Annotated in this window: 12 protein-coding genes; 2 read left to right on the top strand and 10 right to left on the bottom strand. The window is 70.3% G+C overall.

Annotation, left to right across the window (positions count from 1 at the left end):
* Positions 1 to 35 precede the first annotated feature (35 nt).
* The 8 genes from IEY79_RS17685 to IEY79_RS17650 all read right to left on the bottom strand — a co-directional run bounded on the left by IEY79_RS17685 (position 36) and on the right by IEY79_RS17650 (position 9,796).
* Positions 36 to 989, bottom strand: coding sequence for a PfkB family carbohydrate kinase (locus IEY79_RS17685; RefSeq protein ID WP_189108454.1), 954 nt, complete (start codon positions 987 to 989; stop codon positions 36 to 38).
* Positions 986 to 1,975 carry a zinc-dependent alcohol dehydrogenase family protein gene (locus IEY79_RS17680; RefSeq protein WP_189108453.1) on the bottom strand — a complete coding sequence of 330 codons (990 nt, stop codon included), beginning with the start codon at positions 1,973 to 1,975 and terminating at the stop codon, positions 986 to 988. The genes IEY79_RS17685 and IEY79_RS17680 overlap by 4 nt, the downstream gene beginning before the upstream one ends.
* Positions 1,972 to 2,889, bottom strand: a complete 918-nt coding sequence (locus IEY79_RS17675) for a carbohydrate ABC transporter permease (protein WP_189108452.1) — start codon at positions 2,887 to 2,889, stop codon at positions 1,972 to 1,974. Before IEY79_RS17675 ends, IEY79_RS17680 begins: the two co-directional genes overlap by 4 nt.
* Complete coding sequence (locus IEY79_RS17670) at positions 2,886 to 3,869, bottom strand: carbohydrate ABC transporter permease (protein WP_189108451.1); 984 nt, start codon at positions 3,867 to 3,869, stop codon at positions 2,886 to 2,888. Before IEY79_RS17670 ends, IEY79_RS17675 begins: the two co-directional genes overlap by 4 nt.
* Positions 3,866 to 5,224, bottom strand: coding sequence for an ABC transporter substrate-binding protein (locus IEY79_RS17665; RefSeq protein WP_189108450.1), 1,359 nt, complete (start codon positions 5,222 to 5,224; stop codon positions 3,866 to 3,868). The genes IEY79_RS17670 and IEY79_RS17665 overlap by 4 nt, the downstream gene beginning before the upstream one ends.
* A 152-nt stretch (positions 5,225 to 5,376) precedes the next feature.
* A complete protein-coding gene (locus tag IEY79_RS17660) occupies positions 5,377 to 6,138 on the bottom strand; it encodes a DeoR/GlpR family DNA-binding transcription regulator (RefSeq protein ID WP_189108449.1) in 762 nt (253 codons plus the stop codon).
* Positions 6,139 to 6,752: 614 nt separating this feature from the next.
* Positions 6,753 to 8,471, bottom strand: coding sequence for a discoidin domain-containing protein (locus IEY79_RS17655; protein WP_189108448.1), 1,719 nt, complete (start codon positions 8,469 to 8,471; stop codon positions 6,753 to 6,755).
* 227 nt (positions 8,472 to 8,698) lie between these two features.
* Positions 8,699 to 9,796 (bottom strand): DUF1996 domain-containing protein, encoded by a 1,098-nt coding sequence (locus tag IEY79_RS17650; protein WP_189108447.1) that lies wholly within the window; start codon positions 9,794 to 9,796, stop codon positions 8,699 to 8,701.
* A gap of 429 nt (positions 9,797 to 10,225) precedes the next feature.
* Between IEY79_RS17650 and gnd the strand changes: the two genes are divergently transcribed.
* Positions 10,226 to 11,665, top strand: coding sequence for an NADP-dependent phosphogluconate dehydrogenase (gene gnd, locus IEY79_RS17645; RefSeq protein WP_189108446.1), 1,440 nt, complete (start codon positions 10,226 to 10,228; stop codon positions 11,663 to 11,665).
* 247 nt (positions 11,666 to 11,912) lie between these two features.
* On the top strand, positions 11,913 to 14,366 hold the full coding sequence (locus IEY79_RS17640; RefSeq protein WP_189108445.1) for a GH92 family glycosyl hydrolase: 2,454 nt from the start codon (positions 11,913 to 11,915) through the stop codon (positions 14,364 to 14,366).
* A 393-nt stretch (positions 14,367 to 14,759) separates the two neighbouring features.
* Here the strand turns inward: IEY79_RS17640 and IEY79_RS17635 are convergent, their stop codons facing one another.
* Together IEY79_RS17635 and IEY79_RS17630 are read right to left on the bottom strand one after the other, a co-directional pair.
* Positions 14,760 to 15,113 carry a GNAT family N-acetyltransferase gene (locus tag IEY79_RS17635; RefSeq protein WP_189108444.1) on the bottom strand — a complete coding sequence of 118 codons (354 nt, stop codon included), beginning with the start codon at positions 15,111 to 15,113 and terminating at the stop codon, positions 14,760 to 14,762.
* A 115-nt stretch (positions 15,114 to 15,228) separates the two neighbouring features.
* Positions 15,229 to 17,355 carry a glycoside hydrolase family 3 N-terminal domain-containing protein gene (locus IEY79_RS17630; protein WP_189108549.1) on the bottom strand — a complete coding sequence of 709 codons (2,127 nt, stop codon included), beginning with the start codon at positions 17,353 to 17,355 and terminating at the stop codon, positions 15,229 to 15,231.
* Positions 17,356 to 17,825 lie beyond the last annotated feature (470 nt).

Here is a 17,825-nt window from a genome sequence, read left to right as displayed (position 1 = left end):
CTGCCCGCGGCGGGCGTTATTAGCCTGACGGTGCGTCAGGCGTGTGCCGGTAGCGACGGCTCGGTGCCTGCCTGGGCCACCACCGATGCCGCCACCCGCGAGGCGAAGCCCAGCATCTCCTCGGCGAGCGCGGGGGTGAACTCCCTTGCCCCGCCCGGGTGGACACCGCGCGAGACCATCCAGGTGATCATGGCCGCCATGAAGGCGTCGCCCGCGCCGATGGTGTTGACCACCTCGACGCGCACGGCGGGCACGGACACGGGTTCGGCCGAGCCGGTGTAGGCCGTACTTCCCCGCGATCCTCTGGTCAGGACCACCAGCCGGCCGCCGTCGGCGAGCCTGCGGCACGTCTCGTCGGGCGTCGAGTCCGGCCAGAGTCGCGCCAGATCCTCGTCGCTCGCCTTGACGACCTGGCCCAGCTCGCACAGTTCACGCAAGCGCCGGGCACCGTCCCGCGGGTCGATGGTGCGGTCCTCGCGCACGTTCGGATCCACCACCAGCAGCGGGCCACCGGCCGCCGCCGCGCTCGCCGTCGCCGCCACGGCCGAGGCCGCGGGCTCGACGACGGCTGCGAGACCACCCACGTACACGGCGGCGAAGCGCTCCACGTCCGTGCGGCGCGGCAACTGGAAGGTCGCCGTGGATTGGAGGTGGAAGTGGTAGCCGGTGCCCTCGGGGCCCGGGTCCGCGACGGCCAGCGCCGTGGGGAGGTCCGGCCGGGCGCAGAGGCCGAGCTCGACTCCCGCCGAGACCAGCCGCCGCTCGATCGACCGGGCGAACCCGTCGCTCCCGAGGGCGCCGGCGAACCAGCTCGGCGTGGAGAGCCGGGCCAGTCCGGTGGCCACGTTCGCGGGGGCGCCGCCCGGCTGAGCCAGGCGCGCCTCCGCGTCGTCGGCCGTGGGTACGAGGTCGATCAGCGCCTCGCCCAGCACCAGGACGGCGCCGGGACCCGGAACGGGCTCCGGCGCCGCGCCGGGAACGTCGGTCACGGCTCCACCACGATCTTGCGTCCCTGGCCGGCCTGGAACCGCTCGATCGCCTGCGGGTACTGGTCCAGCGGCAGCCGGTCGCTGATGAACACCGCGGGGTCCAGGACCCCGGTGGCGAACAGCGCGGCGGCCCGCTCGAAGCTGTGCAGCACCGCCATCGAGCCGGTGATGGTGATCTCCTGGTTGTAGATCTTGTACGGCTCGATGACGGCCGTCGTCGCGTAGTCGGAGACCCCGAACTGGAGGAACGTTCCCCCCTTGGCGACCCGGCCGAGGCCGTCCTGGATGGCGCCCGCGTTGCCGGTCGCGTCGATGACGACGTCCCAGCCGCCCGGCCGCTCGAACTCCTCCGCCGAGGCGCCCGACCGTGAACAGCCGAGTTTGGCCGCGGTGGCCAGCCGCTCGGGGTTGATGTCCAGCACGTCGACCGCGGCGGCGCCCGTGCGCTTGGCCAGCTCCAGCATCATCAGCCCCATCGTGCCGGAACCGTAGATCAGCACCTCCGCGCCGAGCGTGCTGCTCAGCACGTCGTAGCCGCGTACGGCGCAGGACAGCGGCTCGATGAGCGCCGCGTCCCGTACGTCCACATGGTCCGGGAGCTTGACGCAGTTCGCGACCGGCGCCACCGCGAACTCGGCGGCGCCACCGGGGACGGAGACCCCGATCGCGTTCCAGCGGTCGCAGAGATTGCCCCGCCCGGCCCTGCAGTAGCGGCACTCGTGGCAGTACAGCGACGGGTCGACGGCGACCTTGTCGCCCACCGCCAGCTCCGTGACGTCCGCGCCGATGCCGACGATCTCGCCCGCGAACTCGTGCCCGGGGACGATCGGCAGGGTCGGCGCGAACTCGCCCTGGAGGATGTGCAGATCGGTGCCGCAGATGCCGCAGACGGCGACGGACACGACGACGTCGCGCGGGCCCGGGGTCGGGTCTGGGACCGTGGCGACGGACACCTTGCCGATGCCCTCGACGATCGCTGCCCTCATTTGACGGCTCCAAGAGAAAGGCCCTGGACGAGCTTGTCCTGGGCTGCGAAGCCGGCGGCGAGCACCGGCAGGGACACGACGACGGAAGCGGCGCACAGCTGGGCGAGGAAGAGGCCCTGGCTGGTGACGAATCCGGTCAGGAAGACGGGCGCCGTCTGCGCTGTCACGCCGGTGAGGACCCGCGCGAAGAGCAGTTCGTTCCAGCTGAAGATGAAGCAGATCAGCGCGGTGGCGGCGATACCGGGGGCGGCGACCGGCGCCACCACCCGGATCAGCACGGTGTGCAGCCGGGCCCCGTCCACCTGTGCGGCCTCGATGATGGAGACCGGCACGTCCGCGAGGAAGGACTGCATCATCCAGACCGCGATCGGCAGGTTCATCGAGGTGTAGAGGATGACGAGCAGCCAGATGTTGTCCAGCATGCCGATGTTCTTGGCGAAGAGATACACCGGCAGCAGTCCGGCGACGACCGGCAGCATCTTCGTGGAGAGGAAGAAGAACATCACGTCCGTCCATTTGCGGACGGGCTTGATGGACAGCGCGTACGCCGCCGGCAGCGCCAGCACGAGGACGAACAGGGTCGAGAACAGGGACGCCGTCACCGAGTTGATGAGCGGCGGCCAGGGGCTCGCCCCGCCGTCGGCGCCGAAGAAGTTGCTGTAGTTGTCGAAGGTGAGCGGCGCGGTGAGCGACGGCGGATTGGTCGCCGCGTCCGCCTCCGAGTGCAGGGAGGTGAGGAACATCCACAGCGCCGGGAAGCAGAAGACGACTCCGACCACCCAGGCCAGCAGGCCGAGCGCGGTGGAGCGCCGCTTGGCGCGCCGGGCCGCGGGGCCGTAGGTGTCGTGGGCCCCCGGAGAGGTGGACGCCTTGCCAGGGGCGCCGGCGGTCTTCGGTGCGGAGAGTGTGCTCATGCGCGCCTCGCCTCCTCACTGAAGAGGGACGAGACGACGCGCAGGGCGAAGGTCGCGATCACGATGGTGCCGATCACGACGACCACGCCTGCCGCGGAGGCCAGTCCGTACTCGTGAGCCTGGTAGAAGGTCTGGTAGATGGTGTACGGGAGGTTGGCGGTGCCGAGTCCGCCCGCGGTGATGGTGAACACGGCGTCGAAGTTCTGCACGATGTAGATCGAGCCGAGCAGGACGCCGAGTTCGAGGTAGCGGCGCAGATGCGGCAGGGTCAGGAAGGCGAACATCTGCCAGGCGTTCGCGCCGTCCAGGCGCGCGGCCTCCATCATGTCCAGCGGCCGGCTCTGCAGCCCGGCCAGCAGGATCAGCATCATGAACGGCGTCCACTGCCAGACGAGCGACGCCTCGACGGCGAGCAGCGGCATGTCCGAGATCCAGTCGGGCTGCGAGGCGTTCTCGACACCGAACAGCCCGGTGAACCAGGCCCAACCACCGTTCAGCAGGCCGTACTCGGGGTTGTAGAGCACATGCTTCCACAGCAGCGCGGCCGAGACGGGCACCAGCAGGAACGGGGTGATGAGCAGCGTACGGACCAGGCCCCGGCCCGCGAACCGCTGGTTGAGCAGCAGGGCGAGCAGCAGTCCGAGCACTACGCTGACGATCACCACGGTGGCGGTGAGCAGCATCGTGGTGAACACCGAGTCACGCAGGTCCGCGTCGCTGAAGACGGAGCCGTAGTTCTCAAGACCGGAGAAGCTGCGGGCGTCCGGGTTGAGCGAGTTCCAGTCGAACAGTGAGATGAACAGCGTTGCCACGAAGGGCAGTTGGGTGACGGCTATCAGGAAGACAAGAGCCGGCAGGAGGGGGGCACGGGTGCCCCAGGCGCGCGCCTTGCCGGACCGGGGCCCCGCCGGGGGGCGGGACTTGGCCGGCGGCGACTGGTCCGGTGGGGCGGGGGGTGCGGCGCTGACAGAAGTGCTCACCGGTACTCCTCGGCAACCTTCTCGGCGAGCTTCTGGGAAGCCTCCAGGGCCTCGTCGACCGACTGGCGGCCGGCGATGGCCTCGCTGATCTCCTGCGAGACCTTCGTGCCGAGGTCGGTGAACTCGGGGATGCCGACGAACTGGATACCGACGGTCGGGCGGGGCTGGGTGCCCGGGTCACGCGGGTTGGCGCTGGAGATGGCCTCCGAGGTGACGTCGGCGAACGCGGCGGCTTCCTTGCGGTAGTCGGGGTTCATGTACGTCGAGGCGCGCTTGCCCGCCGGGACGTTGGCCCAGCCGATCTCCTTGCCGACGAGCTCCTCGTACTCCTTGCTGGACGCCCAGGAGATGAACTTCCAGGCGCTCTCGGTGTTCTTGGACGCCTTCTGCATGCCCCAGGCCCAGGTGTAGAGCCAGCCGGAGCTGTCCGTCTTGTCGACCGGGGCCGGCACATAGCCGATCTTGCCCTTGACCGGGGAGTCCTTGGCCTCCAGCGAGCCCGCGCCCGCCGTGGCGTCGTACCACATCGACGTCTTGCCCTGCGTCATGTTGTTGAGGCACTCGGCGTAACCGGCCTGCGGCGCGCCCGCCTCGCCGTGCTCACGCACGAGGTCGACGTAGAACTTGGTGGCCTTCTTGAACTCGGGCGAGGTCAGCTGCGCCTTCCAGTCCTCGGTGAACCAGGTGCCGCCCATGGTGTTGACCACGGTCGTGAGCGGGGCGATGACCTCGCCCCAGCCCGGCAGACCGCGCAGACAGATGCCCTTCATGCCCCTCTGGGCGCCGTCGGTCTTGGCGGCGAGGTCGGCGACCTCCTGCCAGGTGGGGTTGGCGGGCATCTTCAGCTTCTTCTCGGCGAAGACGTCCTTGCGGTACATGAGGAAGGACGACTCGCCGTAGAACGGCTGGCCGTAGAGCTTGCCGTCCTCGGCCGTCAGCGACTCCTTGAGCGGCTTGAGGATGTCGTCCTGGTCGAACGCCTTGTCCTTCTCCACGTACTCGTCGAGCGTGTGCAGCCAGCCGTTCTTCGCGAAGAAGGGCACCTCGAAGTTGCTGATGGTGGCGACGTCGTACTGGCCGGCCTGGTTGGAGAAGTCCTGGCTGATCTTGTCGCGGACGTCGTTCTCCGGCAGGACGGTGAAGTTGACCTTGATGCCGGTGTCCTTGGTGAAGTTCGCGGCGGTCAGCTTCTGGAGTTCCACCATCTGCGGGTTGTTGACCATCAGCACATTGACCGTCTCACCACCGTCGGAGGTGCTGCCGCCCGCGCCGCTGCATCCGGCGAGGAGTGCCGTCAAGGCCGCTCCCACGCCCACACGTACGCCTATGCCACGTCGTCGCTGCTGGAGGGGCATGAGTTTCTCCTGATCATTCGGTTGCGGTTGTCGCTGATGGGTGGGAGGGGTGGGGAAGTTCTGGGGGAGGAGATCTTGCGGGGGGGTCGTGAGGCCGTACGGGTCCCGCCCCCTGGCCGCCTCGGCGGGGGTTCCGGAACGGATGGGGTGCGTCAGACGCGGATGACCTGGGGGCCGAGCAGTGAATAGCGCTGCGCCTCCGCCGACGGGAGTCCGACGTCGGTGACGATCGTCTCGAAGTCACCGACATCGGCGAACCGGCAGAAACTCACGGCGCCGAACTTGGTGTGGATTCCGGCGAACACCTTCCGGCGGGCGCTGCGCATGGCCTGGGCCTTCACCTCGCTGACGGCCGGGTCGGGGGTGGTCAGCCCGTACTCGCGCGAGATGCCGTTCGCGCCGACGAACGCCAGGTCGATGACGAAGTCGGAGAGCATCCGGATCGCCCAGTGGTCGACGGTGGCGAGGGTGCCGCCGCGCACCCGGCCGCCGAGCAGCAGGACCGCGATCTTCTCGGCGTCGGCGAGCCCGTTGGCGACCGCCAGGGAGGCGGTGACGACGGTCAGCGGCCGGTCCCTGGGGAGGGCCTCGGCGACGAGCTGGGGGGTGAAGCCCTCGTCGATGAAGACCGTTTCGGCGTCCCCGATGAGGTCGGCGGCGGCGACCGCGATCCGTGACTTCTGAGGTACGAGCCGGGTGGTCCGGACAGCGAGGGTCGTCTCGTAGCCGGCGCTCTCCACCGGATAGGCACCGCCGTGGGTGCGCCGCAGGAGGCCGTGCTCCTCCAGGGCGTGCAGGTCGCGCCGGACGGTCTCCTTGGCCACGCTCAACTTGGCGGCCAAGGCGGTGACCTCCACCGACCCGTCACGTCGGGCGATCTCAAGAATCTCTCGTCGGCGTTCGTCCGTGTCCACGACACACACTTCCCTGCTCTGCTGCGGCTCAGCACCCGTTCGGGCTCATGGGTCGTTTCTACAAGCAAGAGGCCCGGCTCGACCAGGCTCTTCGCTGCTTTGAGTGTGACCGTTCATGCCCGTTTGCTCGTCGGAGTCTGCGCTGGTCGTACCAGGAATGCCAGACTCCGGCGCCCGCTTCGGTGCCCGTTTGGCGCTGATCCACGCCCGAACGGCGCCCGAAGCGGTGGGCGGGCTTCCGGCGATCGGCCTTCTAAACGTGAGCTGCGTCCCGTCCGGCGCCCCAAAACGGGCACTCAAACGGGCAGGGAAACGTGTACGGACCATGTACGAGTCGCCCGCGGATCACTGCCGAGCACGCCTGAATCGCGGGGCGCGGCGGGGATGCGGAGGTTCGCGGCGGGTGCCCGACGGGCCTCCCGGCCGGGGCGAGAACCGGCCGTGGGTGAAACGGGCACGGCCGGGTGCCGGGACGCGGGCACGAAGAGAACCCGCGGCGGGTCACGGAGTCTCCGTGACCCGCCGCGGGACCACCGCGCCGCCGGCGGGGAGAGCACGGCGCGGCAGGAATGATCAGCCGACGGCGGCGGCCGGCTGTGGCCGGCCCGCCGCGGTCAGCGGTAGACCCCGAACTCGTAGAGCGAGTAGCCCCACGGGGTGCCGCGTTCGGTCGCGTTCACCCGTATGTACCGGGCGGCGCCGGTGACCGCGATGTCGTCGATGCCTCCGTCACCCCCGGTGACGGTCCGCAGGGTGCTCCAGTCCTGCCCGTTGTCGGACGTCTGGACGGTGTAGCTCTTGGCGTACGCGGCCTCCCAGGCGAGCTGTACGTGCTTGAAGTCGGTCCGCGCGCCCAGGTCCACCTGGATCCACTGCGGGTCGGACCAGTCGCTGGCCCACCGGCTCCCGAAGTCACCGTCGACGGCGCTCGCGGCCGGGCAGGGGCAGCCGACGCTGTCGGGCTGGAAGGACGACGCCGTGGCCGGCTTCCCCTTGGCCACGTTGGTGCCGTCGACGGGCGGCGGCACGACCTTGAAGGACTTGGTCTCGATCCCGACGTTGCCCTTGCCGTCGGACGCCTTGATGTAGACCTTCCACACCCCGAGCCGGTCCGGCGCGGTCACGGTGAAGTCCCCGTTGCCCTCGGCGGTGAACTGTGCCGGGGTCAACTGCCCGCTGTTGTCGATGTACTTGCTGTTGACCAGCACCTCGTAGCCGAGCGCGTCACCGTTCGGGTCCGTGATGTCCGAGGTGACCTTGAACGGACGTCCGGCCGGTACGGACGTGGCGCCGTCGACGGCCATGTTGGAGATCACCGGCGGCTTGTTGTCGCCGGCGGTGCTCCTGCCGTACGCCTCCTTCACCGCGTAGTAGGAGAGCCGCTTCTGGCCCGCGGGCAGCAGATTGAACCAGACACCGCCGAAGTCGTACTCGGTTCCGTAGTGGAAGAGCGTGGCTCCGAGAGCGACGCCCCGATGGCCGGTGACGCAGTTCCACGCGTCCTTGTAGCCCTGGGCCTTCGCCGTGTCGGCGGGCTCCGACGCCACACCGTTCACGTCGTCGTCCACCTCCCACTCACCGGCGGGACCGCCCTCGGTGACGATGTAGGGCTTGGTGTAGCCGCCGGCGTTCCAGGTCTCCTCGATGTTGCACACGTCGGCGTAGGAGTTGACCGCGTACAGGTCAAGGTCGGGCGAGTTGCGCTGGTAGTAGGGCCAGGCTCCGGTCCATGCGTCGGTCGAGGTCACGGGGTGGTTCGGGTCGACCGCGTGGATCTTCTTGGCGATGTCGTTGACGAAGGTCGTGTACGCGTTGCGCTGCTGCTCCAGCGCGTCGCCGCTGTAGCAGTTCTGGAGTCCGAGTACGGATTCGTTGCCGACGTTCCACATCAGCACACCCGCGTGGTCCTTGTAGGTCTCCACCCACCTCGGGAACTCGGCGAGCATGTCGTTCTTGTACTGCGTGTCGGTGAGGTAGTTGACGCAGCCGCCGCTGCCCGGGCCGCCGCCGGGCTGGAGCCAGAAGCCGGCGATCACCTTGATGCCGTTGGCGGCAGCCGAGTCGAGGAGGGGCTTGGTGGTGCCGTCGGTGCCCCAGGTCCGGATGGTGTTGACGCCCATGGAGGCCACGTCGGGCATGTACCTGCCGGCGTCGGCGACGGAGGGGCCCCAGGTCAGGCCCTTGATCTGGTACGGCGCTCCGTCGACGGTCAACTGCCAGGCGCCCTGGGACCCGGTGACCTTGACGACGCTGCCCGCCGCCTGCGCGGGAGCGGCGGCCGGGATGGTCACGGCGAAGGCCGCGAGGAGCGCGGTGGCGGCGACCGACGCCATCGTGCGCGGGCGGCCCTGCGAGGTTCTCCGGAAGAGCCGTGAAGGAAGGAGCCGCGACGGGAGGAGCCGCGACGGGAGGAGCCGTGACGGGAATGGTCGTGAATCGCTCATGAGTCACCTGTGGGGAGAGTGCGGGCGGAGGGATATGGGAAGCGGGATGCGGACCGAGCCTGGGAGAGCGCTCTCCCGTCAGGGCGTGTCGCACCCCGGCGGAAGAGCGCTCCCGGTCACGGCAGTTCGTAGTCCTCGTTCAGGGCCGCACCGGCCCCGGGATTGTTCTGGTCGTAGCCGCGCGCGTCGCACTGGAGGCCGCCGACGACACAGTGGTTGACCATGGCGCCCAGCGTGGCGTTGTCCCAGGCGTTGAAGAAGTCGTAGTGGAAGGAGTGCCCCGTCCCACTCGCGAGTCTCACCTTGGACATGTCCCCGTTCACCGGCCAGGCCATCTTGAACTCGACCATCGGCAGCGCCACCGGGTGCGACGTCGGGCAGACGTCCTGGTTGGCGCCCTGGACCAGCGGATAGGCCATGTGGCTCTTGTGGTCCGGGGTGTCCAGATACTCTCCGTCCCAGCAACTGGGCGCCTGGAAGCGGAGGTTGAGCTGGACATCACGGGTGGCCGGGCAACTGAGCGGGATCTCGGTGTTGTTGAACGAGTTGCCGCACTCCCAGCCCTCCACCCAGCCCGGGTGGTTGCGGAACTCGTCGGCCGTCTGCGTCGGGCTGCCGACCACGAACCGCAGGCCCTTCGGGAACGGCCGCACGGTGCGGTAGTCGGTGACTCCCGCCTTGTAGTAGATGACCTGCGGGCCGATGGGCCGTACCGGCTGGTCCCCGTTGAGCAGGGTCGGCATCCAGTACGCGGACCGGTCCCCCGGCGCCTTGCACGCGGTGGTGCCGGCGTCCAGCGAGGCCGTGGTGCTGTTGGCGTCGGTGGTCCTGTTGCCCATGAAGGTGTGGTCGTGCGAAGCGCCCGACTGCCCCGGGTAGACGATCGGGTCGTCCGGCCTGGTGTGGGTGACCTCGCAGTTGGCCTGGAATTCGTGGAAGTAGCGGTGCGGCGGGATCTCGTCCGACGGTACGACGCCGGTGACCGGCGGGTTCGCCGGTATGTAGCCGTCACCGTCGGGATCGTCGCCCGAGGGGACGGGGACGGCCGGTGGCATCTTGTGTCCCGCGTGGGACGCGGCGGTGGTGCCGCGGTCGTTCTTGGGGTCGGCGGTGGCGGTGTCCGTGATCGCGGTCAGACCCATGGCCACCAGGGCCAGGGCGGTGAATACGAGCAACGCGGACACCAGGGTGGTTCTGCGGAGTCTTTCGGCCATGCGGACCTCCATGCCGCTCTTCGTCCGCATACGCGCCGTATGCGGTGGGGGGAGAGAGTGGTACAGGACGGTGCACCGCGGGGAGCGGCTCCCGGATCCGGCGAGGATCCCCGGAGACCCGGCCGGAACGCCGGATACGCCGGGTTCGGCAGGAACGGCGGACACCGCGATCGCCGGGATCACTGTGGGAGAGCGCTCTCCAAAGCCCCGCCAGTGTTACGCCGCCGCTGAGAGAGTGTCAAGAGTTGGTGAACGATGACCCGTACGGACCCCACTTCCGCCCAAGAGATGAACGGAAACGACGCGGCCGACCCGGAATGCGGAAGAATGCGGGGCGGCTTGAAGATCGATGAACAGCCCCGTCCGCCGGCACGTACACCCCTACCGCCGGACGAGGTACATCCGACGGAGACCCAGGAGCACACACGCATGAGTGGTACTGCCCAGATCGGCGTCACCGGGCTCGCGGTGATGGGCCGCAACCTCGCCCGGAACTTCGCCCGCAACGGCTTCACCGTCGCCCTGCACAACCGCACAGCGTCGAAGACCCATGCCCTGGTCGACGAGTTCGGCGACGAGGGCGTCTTCGTACCGGCGGACTCGGCGGAGGAGTTCGTCGCGGCGCTGGAGCGCCCGCGGCGTCTCGTCATCATGGTGAAGGCGGGCGACCCGACCGACGCCGTGATCCAGGAGTTCGCCCCGCTGCTCGAAGAGGGCGACGTCATCATCGACGGCGGCAACGCGCACTTCGCGGACACCCGGCGCCGGGAGAAGGAGCTGCGCGAGCGCGGCATCCACTTCGTCGGCGTGGGCATCTCCGGCGGCGAGGAGGGCGCGCTGCACGGACCGAGCATCATGCCGGGCGGATCCACCGAGAGTTACGCCTCGCTCGGCCCGCTGCTGGAGCGCGTCGCCGCGAAGGCTCCGGACGACGCCCCGACGGTGGCACACATCGGCCCCGACGGCGCCGGGCACTTCGTCAAGATGGTGCACAACGGCATCGAGTACGCCGACATGCAGCTGATCGCCGAGGCGTACCACCTGCTGCGCGCGGTCGCCGGCTACTCCCCCGAGAAGATCGCGGAGACGTTCCGGACCTGGAACACCGGGCGGCTCGACTCGTATCTGATCGAGATCACCGCCGAGGTGCTGGCCCACACGGACGCCGAGACGGGGAAGCCCTTCGTCGACGTCGTGGTCGACCAGGCCGAGCAGAAGGGCACCGGCCGCTGGACGGTGCAGATCGCGCTCGACCTCGGTGTGCCGGTCTCCGGCATCGCCGAGGCGGTCTTCGCACGCTCGCTGTCGGGGCACGCCGGGCTGCGGGACGTCTCGCAGACGCTGCCGGGCCCGAGGGCGACCGCGCTCGGCGAGGCCGAGGCCGCGCGCTTCGCGGACCAGGTGGAGCAGGCGCTGTACGCGTCGAAGATCGTGTCGTACACGCAGGGCTTCCACCAGATCCAGGCGGGCAGCGAGGAGTACGGCTGGAACATCGACCTCGGGTCCGTCGCCGCGATCTGGCGTGCGGGCTGCATCATCCGGGCGGCGTTCCTGGACCGGATCCGGGGCGCGTACGACGCGCAGCGCGATCTGCCGAGCCTGCTGGCGGACAAGCAGTTCGCCGAGGAGATCGGCGCGGCGCAGGACGACTGGCGCGAGGTGCTCGCGACGGCGGTACGGCAGGGTGTGCCGACCCCGGGCTTCGCGGCGGCGCTCTCGTACTACGACGCGCTGCGCGCGGAGCGGCTGCCAGCCGCGCTCACGCAGGGGCAGCGGGACTTCTTCGGTGCGCACACGTACCGGCGCACGGACCGCGAGGGGTCGTTCCACACCCTGTGGGGTGGCGACCGCTCCGAGGTCTCCGGCTGATCGGGCGGGCCCGCCGGTCGGGTCCCGCCTGAGCGGGGCGCGGCGCACGAGACGAACCACCGGACGCCGGCGGGCAGTTGCCCGTCGGCGTCCGGCCTTCGGCGGCGGCGGCCGTCGACCGCCCGCGGCCGTTTCACGCGAAGTTCACCGGCTGTGCTTCTCACCGGATGAAGCCGGACCGCCGAACGCTCCTAGGGTCACAGCGGTTTCACGCAATGTGGCTACACAGGAAAGGTCGTGGTTCGCGATGGAAGCGTTGCGGGAGAAGCGAAGAAGAAGGAGCCGATCGGCACTGTTCCGCGGTGGATCGGTCGCGGCTCTGGCCGGACTGGTGGCTTCACTCGCCGCCGGTACCACCGCGGTCGCCGAGCCCTCCGCCGCCCAGGTGCGGCATCCCGTGGAGTACGTGGACCCGCTCATCGGGTCCGCGAACGGCGGCAACACCTACCCCGGCGCGAATCTGCCGTTCGGCATGATCGCCTGGTCCCCGACCAGCACCAGGGGCGACCAGACGGACACCGGCGCGGCCAACGGCTACTCGTACAACACCACCCGCATGCGCGGCCTCAGCCTCACCCACGTCAACGGCGCCGGGTGCCATCCCGGGGCCGCGGGTGACGTACCGATCATGCCGTTCGTGGGCGACGTCGACAGCTCGCCCTCCGCCGACACCAAGGACGCGAAGTACGCCGCGGACTTCTCGCACGACAACGAGAAGGCCGAGCCCGGCCGTTACCGGGTCGGGCTCGACTCGGGCGCGGCGGCCGATCTCGCGGTCAGCGAGCGGGCCGGTGTCGCGGACTTCAGCTTCCCGGCCGACAAGCCCGCCAACCTGCTCTTCCGGGTCTCCAACTCCCTGAACGGCAGCGAGGACGCGCACGTCGACATCGACGAGAAGGCGCGCAAGGTCACCGGCTGGGTGGAGACCGGGGCGTTCTGCGGGCGGCGTGCCAACGGCGGTGAGAACAACCGCAACAGCTACTACCGCCTCTACTTCACCGCCTCCTTCGACCGCGCCTTCTCCGGCGTCGGCACATGGCGGAACGACCAGTTGTCCGCCGGTTCCACCACGGCCGACGGCGGCGAGGGCTACAAGACCGGGGCGGACCGGGCCGGGCAGGGATCCGGCGGTTACGTCAGCTTCGACACCGCACGCGACAACGATGTCAAAATACGGCTCGGCATCTCGTACGTCTCCCTCGCCGGCGCCGAGGCCAACCTCCGCGGGGAGATACCGTCCCGGGCGAGCGTGGCCGACGTGGCGGCGGCGGGCCGGGCGGCCTGGGACCGGCAGCTGCGCGACGTCGCGATCAGCGGAGGCAGCGAGGCGCAGCGCACCGCGTTCTACACCGCGCTGTACCACTCGCTCCAGCAGCCCAACCTGATCAGCGACAGGGACGGCCGCTATCCCGGGATGGACCGAAGGACACAGCGCGTGGCGCACGGTCAGCGCGCGCAGTACAGCAACTTCTCCGGCTGGGACCAGTACCGCGCACAGGTGCAGCTGCTCGCCCTGCTGGAGCCTCGCGTCGCCGGGGACTTCGCCCAGTCGCTGTTCAACTTCTCGAAGCAGAACGGCGGGGTGTGGGACCGCTGGGTGCACATCAGCGGAGCGACGCATGTGATGACGGGCGACCCGACGGCCGCGACGCTGGCGACGTTCTACGCCATGGGCGTTCGGAACTTCGATGCCAAGGGCGCCTTCGACTCGCTCTACCGCCAGGCCAGCGTCCCGCACCCGGACGGGCTCTCCGACGCGGGCTGCCCCGGCCAGTGCGAGGGCCAGCGGCCCAATCTGGCCCAGTACCTCGACTCGCGCTACGCGGCTCAGGACGTCTGCCACTGCTGGGGCGGAGCCGCCGAGACCCTGGAGGACTCCGTCGCGGACGCCGCGCTCGCCCAGTGGGCGCGGGAGCTCGGCCGCGAGCGGGAGTACCGGGAGCTGAGCGAGCGGGGCGGCTACTGGAAGAACGTGTTCAACCCGGCGGCCACGGCGGGAGCGGGCTACATCCAGGCCAGGAACCTGGACGGCGGTTGGGTGACTCCCTTCGACCCGGCGTCCGACCGCGGCTTCGCCCAGGGCAGCGCGGCCACGTACACGTGGATGGTCCCGCAGGACGTCCAGGGCCTGGCCGAGGCCATGGGCGGCCGGGCCGCGGCCGCGGCCCGGCTCGACCTCTTCTTCCACAAGCCGGACGGCTCCTGGTCGCTCCGCGGCGGCGACGCGCTGCGCTACGACCCCACGAATGAGCCGGGCATCCACGCGCCCTGGCTGTACAACGCGCTCGGGCAGCCCTGGAAGACCCAGGAGACCGTCCGCGAGATCGTCGACACGGTGTACGGGACCGGCCCTTCGGGGCTCCCGGGCAATGACGACCTCGGCACGATGTCGGCCTGGTACGTCTTCGCCGCGCTCGGTGTCTACCCGCAGGCCCCGGGCCGCGCGGACCTGCTGCTGACGGCTCCGCTGTTCCCACGTGCGGTGATCGCGGCGTCGGGTGGCCGGCACGCGGTCACCATCACGGCTCCGGCGGCTTCGGACACGAACCAGTACGTGGACAAGGTCCGGTTCAACGGCCGGGCCCGCGACGCGTCCTGGATCGACTCCTCGCTCGTACGCCACGGCGGCTCACTGACCTTCACCCTCACGGACCACCCGAACACGACGTGGGCGACGGCCCCGGGGACACTGCCCCACTGATCGCGCCTCGCAGGACGCCCCTGCTGGGCGTGCCCGGAGCCCTCGACCGTGACGGTCGAGGGCTCCGGTGCGTCATTCCCGTCTTCGAAGACACGACCTAGCCCACCGGCCCCGGCTGGGGTTCCGGGTCCGGGACGGGGTCGGGGCCCGGCGGACTGGGGATCGGGTCCGGAGTGGGGCCCGGCGGGGGCGCGGGGACGGGCGCGGGGCCCGGGACGGGGCCCGGCGGCCCCGGCGGAGGGGTGGGCGAGGGCGGTACGGGGTCGGGATACGGATGGGTCATGCCAGTCCTCCAAAAGTACGGACTCGTGCCTTCCCAATGTCTCGCGATGCGCGTGCCCACGCGCGCCGGGTCCACTCATGATCGGCCCGGCGTATCGCCCCCCGCCGGCCTCACCAGCGCCTGGAGTCCGCCTTCAGCTGGGCCTCGGCGGCGCGTACGGTCGCTTCGTCGGCCGCCGGCGCCACGGTCACCTCGTCCGGGTGCCGCTGCGCCCACCTGGCGGCGTACGGGCACAGCGGTACGACGGGTACGCCCTCGCGGCCACCCATCTCGTAGAACTCCTTCACCAGGGCGCCCGCGATGCCCTTTCCCTCGTGGCCCTGCTCCACCACCGTGTGGACGGCCACGAGCGCGGCCGGGGCACCGGCCATCACGAAATAGCCGACGACGCCGACGAGCTCGTCGCCCTCGTACGCCTCCAGCCGGCCCTGCGCCCGGTTGTCGCGGATGTCGATCTCTGCCATGGCTGGTTCGTCTCCCTGCTCGTCGGAGATAACGTTCCGGGTGCTCTCCGTACGAGGTGGAGGCCCGCCGGAATCATCCGGCGGGCCTCCGTCGGAAGCAAGTGGGCCCCGCGCCTCAGCTGATCGTCAGGGTGTCCTTGGCGGTGGCCGTCGAGCTGGTGCCGACGATGATGTCGACCGTGCCCTCCTCGACCACGAAGCGTCCGTCCGGATCGTTGGTCCAGAAGCCGAGATCGTCCGCGCCGAGGCCGAAGCGCACGGTGGTGGACTCCCCCGCCGCCAGCGTCACCCGGCGGAATCCGCGCAGTCGCCGCACCGGCTGCACGATGCTCGCGACGGGGTCGTGGAGATACAGCTGGACGACTTCGTCCCCCTCGCGCTCGCCCGTGTTGCGTACGGTGACGGCGACCTCCACCGTGTCTCCCCGCCGCAGGGCCCCGGCGGCGATCGAGTTCCGGCTGAGCGACGGTTCGGTGAGCGTGAAGGTGGTGTAGCTCAGACCGTGGCCGAACGGGTAGCGCGGCCCGTCGGCCACGTCCAGGTAGCGGGACACATAGCGCTGGTCCGGGTCGGCGGGGTTGTAGGGGCGGCCCGTCCGCTCGTGGTTGTAGTTGACCGGGATCTGGCCGACCGTACGGGGGAAGGACGCCGGGAGCCGGCCGCCGGGGTCGACATCGCCGAACAGCACGTCGGCGACCGCGTTCCCGGCCTCCATGCCGGGGTGCCACGCCTCCAGGACGGCCGGCGCGTCGTCGGCCCAGTCGCCGAGCGCGAGCGGGCGGCCGTTGACGAGGACGACGACGTACGGCCTGCCCGTCGCCGCGATCGCGGCGATCAACTCCTCCTGCCTGCCGGGCAGTCCGATGTCGCTGCGCGAGTTCCCCTCGCCGCTGATGGCGGGGCTCTCCCCCACCACGACGACCGTGACGTCGGCGGCCCGCGCCGCCGCGACGGCGGCCGGGAGCGTGCCGGTGTCCTCGCCCGCCGGGTCGATGCCCGGCGCGTGGGTCACCTCGGCGTCCGGCAGGGCGGCGCGTACGCCGTTCAGCACCGTGACGGACCGGAACTTCTCCGCACCCGGCCCCGCCCACGTGCCCTGGAGATCGTCGGAGTCGGCGAACGGCCCCACGACGGCGACGGAGCGCACGGTCTTGGCGAGCGGCAGCGCTCCCCCCTCGTTCCTGAGCAGCACCATCGAGCGCGCGGCGGCCGTGCGGGCGGCCGACCGGGCTCGCGCCGTCGGTCCGGGGATCTCGGCCGCCTCCGGTACGTACGGGTCGTCGAAGAGCCCGAGGCGGAACTTGACGCGCAGGACACGCGTCACCGCGTCGTCCAGCCGCGCCGCGTCGATCCGGCCCTCGCTCAGCAACTTCCTTCCGTGGTCGGCGACATGGGTGCTGACCATCTCCATGTCGACCCCGGCGTTGACCGCGAGCCGGGCCGCGTCGGCGCCGTCGGCGGCGAAGCCGTGCGGGACGAGTTCCTGCACCCCCGTCCAGTCGCTGACGACGAAGCCGTCAAACCCCCAGTCCTGCTTGAGGATTCGGGTGAGGGTGTGCTCGTTGCCGTGCGCGGGGACACCGCTGATGGTGTTGAACGCGGCCATGACCGTGGCCACTTGGGCGTCCACGGCCACCTTGAACGGCGGCAGGTAGTGATTGCGCAGCCGCGCCTCGGACACGTCGACGGTGTTGTAGTCCCGGCCGCCCTCGGCCCCGCCGTACGCGACGTAGTGCTTGGCGCAGGCGGCGATCCGGTCCTTCGCCCTGAGGTCGCCGCCCTGGTAGCCGCGTACCTTGGCCGCCGCCAGCACGCCGTTCAGATAGGGGTCTTCGCCGCCCGACTCGGCGATCCGGCCCCAGCGCGGCTCACTGGTGACATCCATCATCGGCGCGAACGTCCAGTGCACGCCGTTGGACCGGGCCTCGGCCGCCGAGACCGACGCGTCCAGCTCGGACACCGCGGGGTCGAAACTCGCGGCCTGCGCGAGCGGGATCGGAAAGGTGGTCCAGAAGCCGTGGATGATGTCGAGGCCGAAGATCAGCGGGATGCCGAGCCGGGACTCCTCGACCGCGATCCGCTGGAGGGCGTTGCTCTCCTTGGCGCCGTGGATGTTCAGTACGGAGCCCAACAGGCCGGCGCGGGCCGCCTCTTCGGCCTGCTGGGTCTGGGTGCCGCCGGGGCCGGTGGCTCCCGCCCAGGCGAGCTGCTGGAGCTGGCCGAGCTTCTCGTCGTCGGTCATCCGGGCGAGCAGCTCGGCGACGGGACGGTCGTACGGATCGTTCCGGGCCGAGGAGTCGGCCGGTGAGCCGTCCGGTGAGCCGTCCGACGAGATGTCCGACGGGGCGTCCGGGGAACTGGCCGGGGTGGCGGCTTGCACGACTGGTGTCCTCTCGGTGGCGGGCGGGGACCGCCGGTGGCGGCGGACGCGCGTGCCGGCGCGCCTGCCGCGACGGCGGTCGCACCGATCGTAGTGAGCGGGTCCGCCGCCTCGTCCCGTGCGGGTCTGTGCCTGTTCCCCGCGCCCCGTACAGCCGGACGAATCCTGAGCTAAGTCATGCCGATCGATATTTCGGGCGGGGAACACGAGCTTCCGGCCACGGTCGGGACGCGGTTCGGCTGCGGTTTCCCGCTCCCGCTCGCACCTCAGGCACCGTGCGATACATTTTGCGACGCCTTTGCCACGATCATCTTCAGCAGCGGAGACGAGCT

Origin of the sequence: Streptomyces camponoticapitis (genome assembly GCF_014646115.1) — a bacterium.
GTDB lineage: Bacteria > Actinomycetota > Actinomycetes > Streptomycetales > Streptomycetaceae > Streptomyces > Streptomyces camponoticapitis.
The sequence above is the reverse complement of the archived record's forward strand: the minus strand, read 5'-3'. Positions and strand labels throughout refer to the sequence as shown.

Bases quoted from the DNA above. Each gene is read 5' to 3' on its own strand.
- IEY79_RS17680 (WP_189108453.1), bottom strand. From the start codon at position 1,975: ATGAGGGCAGCGATCGTCGAGGGCATCGGCAAGGTGTCCGTCGCCACG.
- IEY79_RS17675 (WP_189108452.1), bottom strand. From the start codon at position 2,889: ATGAGCACACTCTCCGCACCGAAGACCGCCGGCGCCCCTGGCAAGGCG.
- IEY79_RS17665 (WP_189108450.1), bottom strand. From the start codon at position 5,224: ATGCCCCTCCAGCAGCGACGACGTGGCATAGGCGTACGTGTGGGCGTG.
- IEY79_RS17655 (WP_189108448.1), bottom strand. From the start codon at position 8,471: ATGGCGTCGGTCGCCGCCACCGCGCTCCTCGCGGCCTTCGCCGTGACC.
- IEY79_RS17650 (WP_189108447.1), bottom strand. From the start codon at position 9,796: ATGGCCGAAAGACTCCGCAGAACCACCCTGGTGTCCGCGTTGCTCGTA.
- gnd (WP_189108446.1), top strand. From the start codon at position 10,226: ATGAGTGGTACTGCCCAGATCGGCGTCACCGGGCTCGCGGTGATGGGC.
- IEY79_RS17640 (WP_189108445.1), top strand. From the start codon at position 11,913: ATGGAAGCGTTGCGGGAGAAGCGAAGAAGAAGGAGCCGATCGGCACTG.
- IEY79_RS17635 (WP_189108444.1), bottom strand. From the start codon at position 15,113: ATGGCAGAGATCGACATCCGCGACAACCGGGCGCAGGGCCGGCTGGAG.
- IEY79_RS17630 (WP_189108549.1), bottom strand. From the start codon at position 17,355: ATGACCGACGACGAGAAGCTCGGCCAGCTCCAGCAGCTCGCCTGGGCG.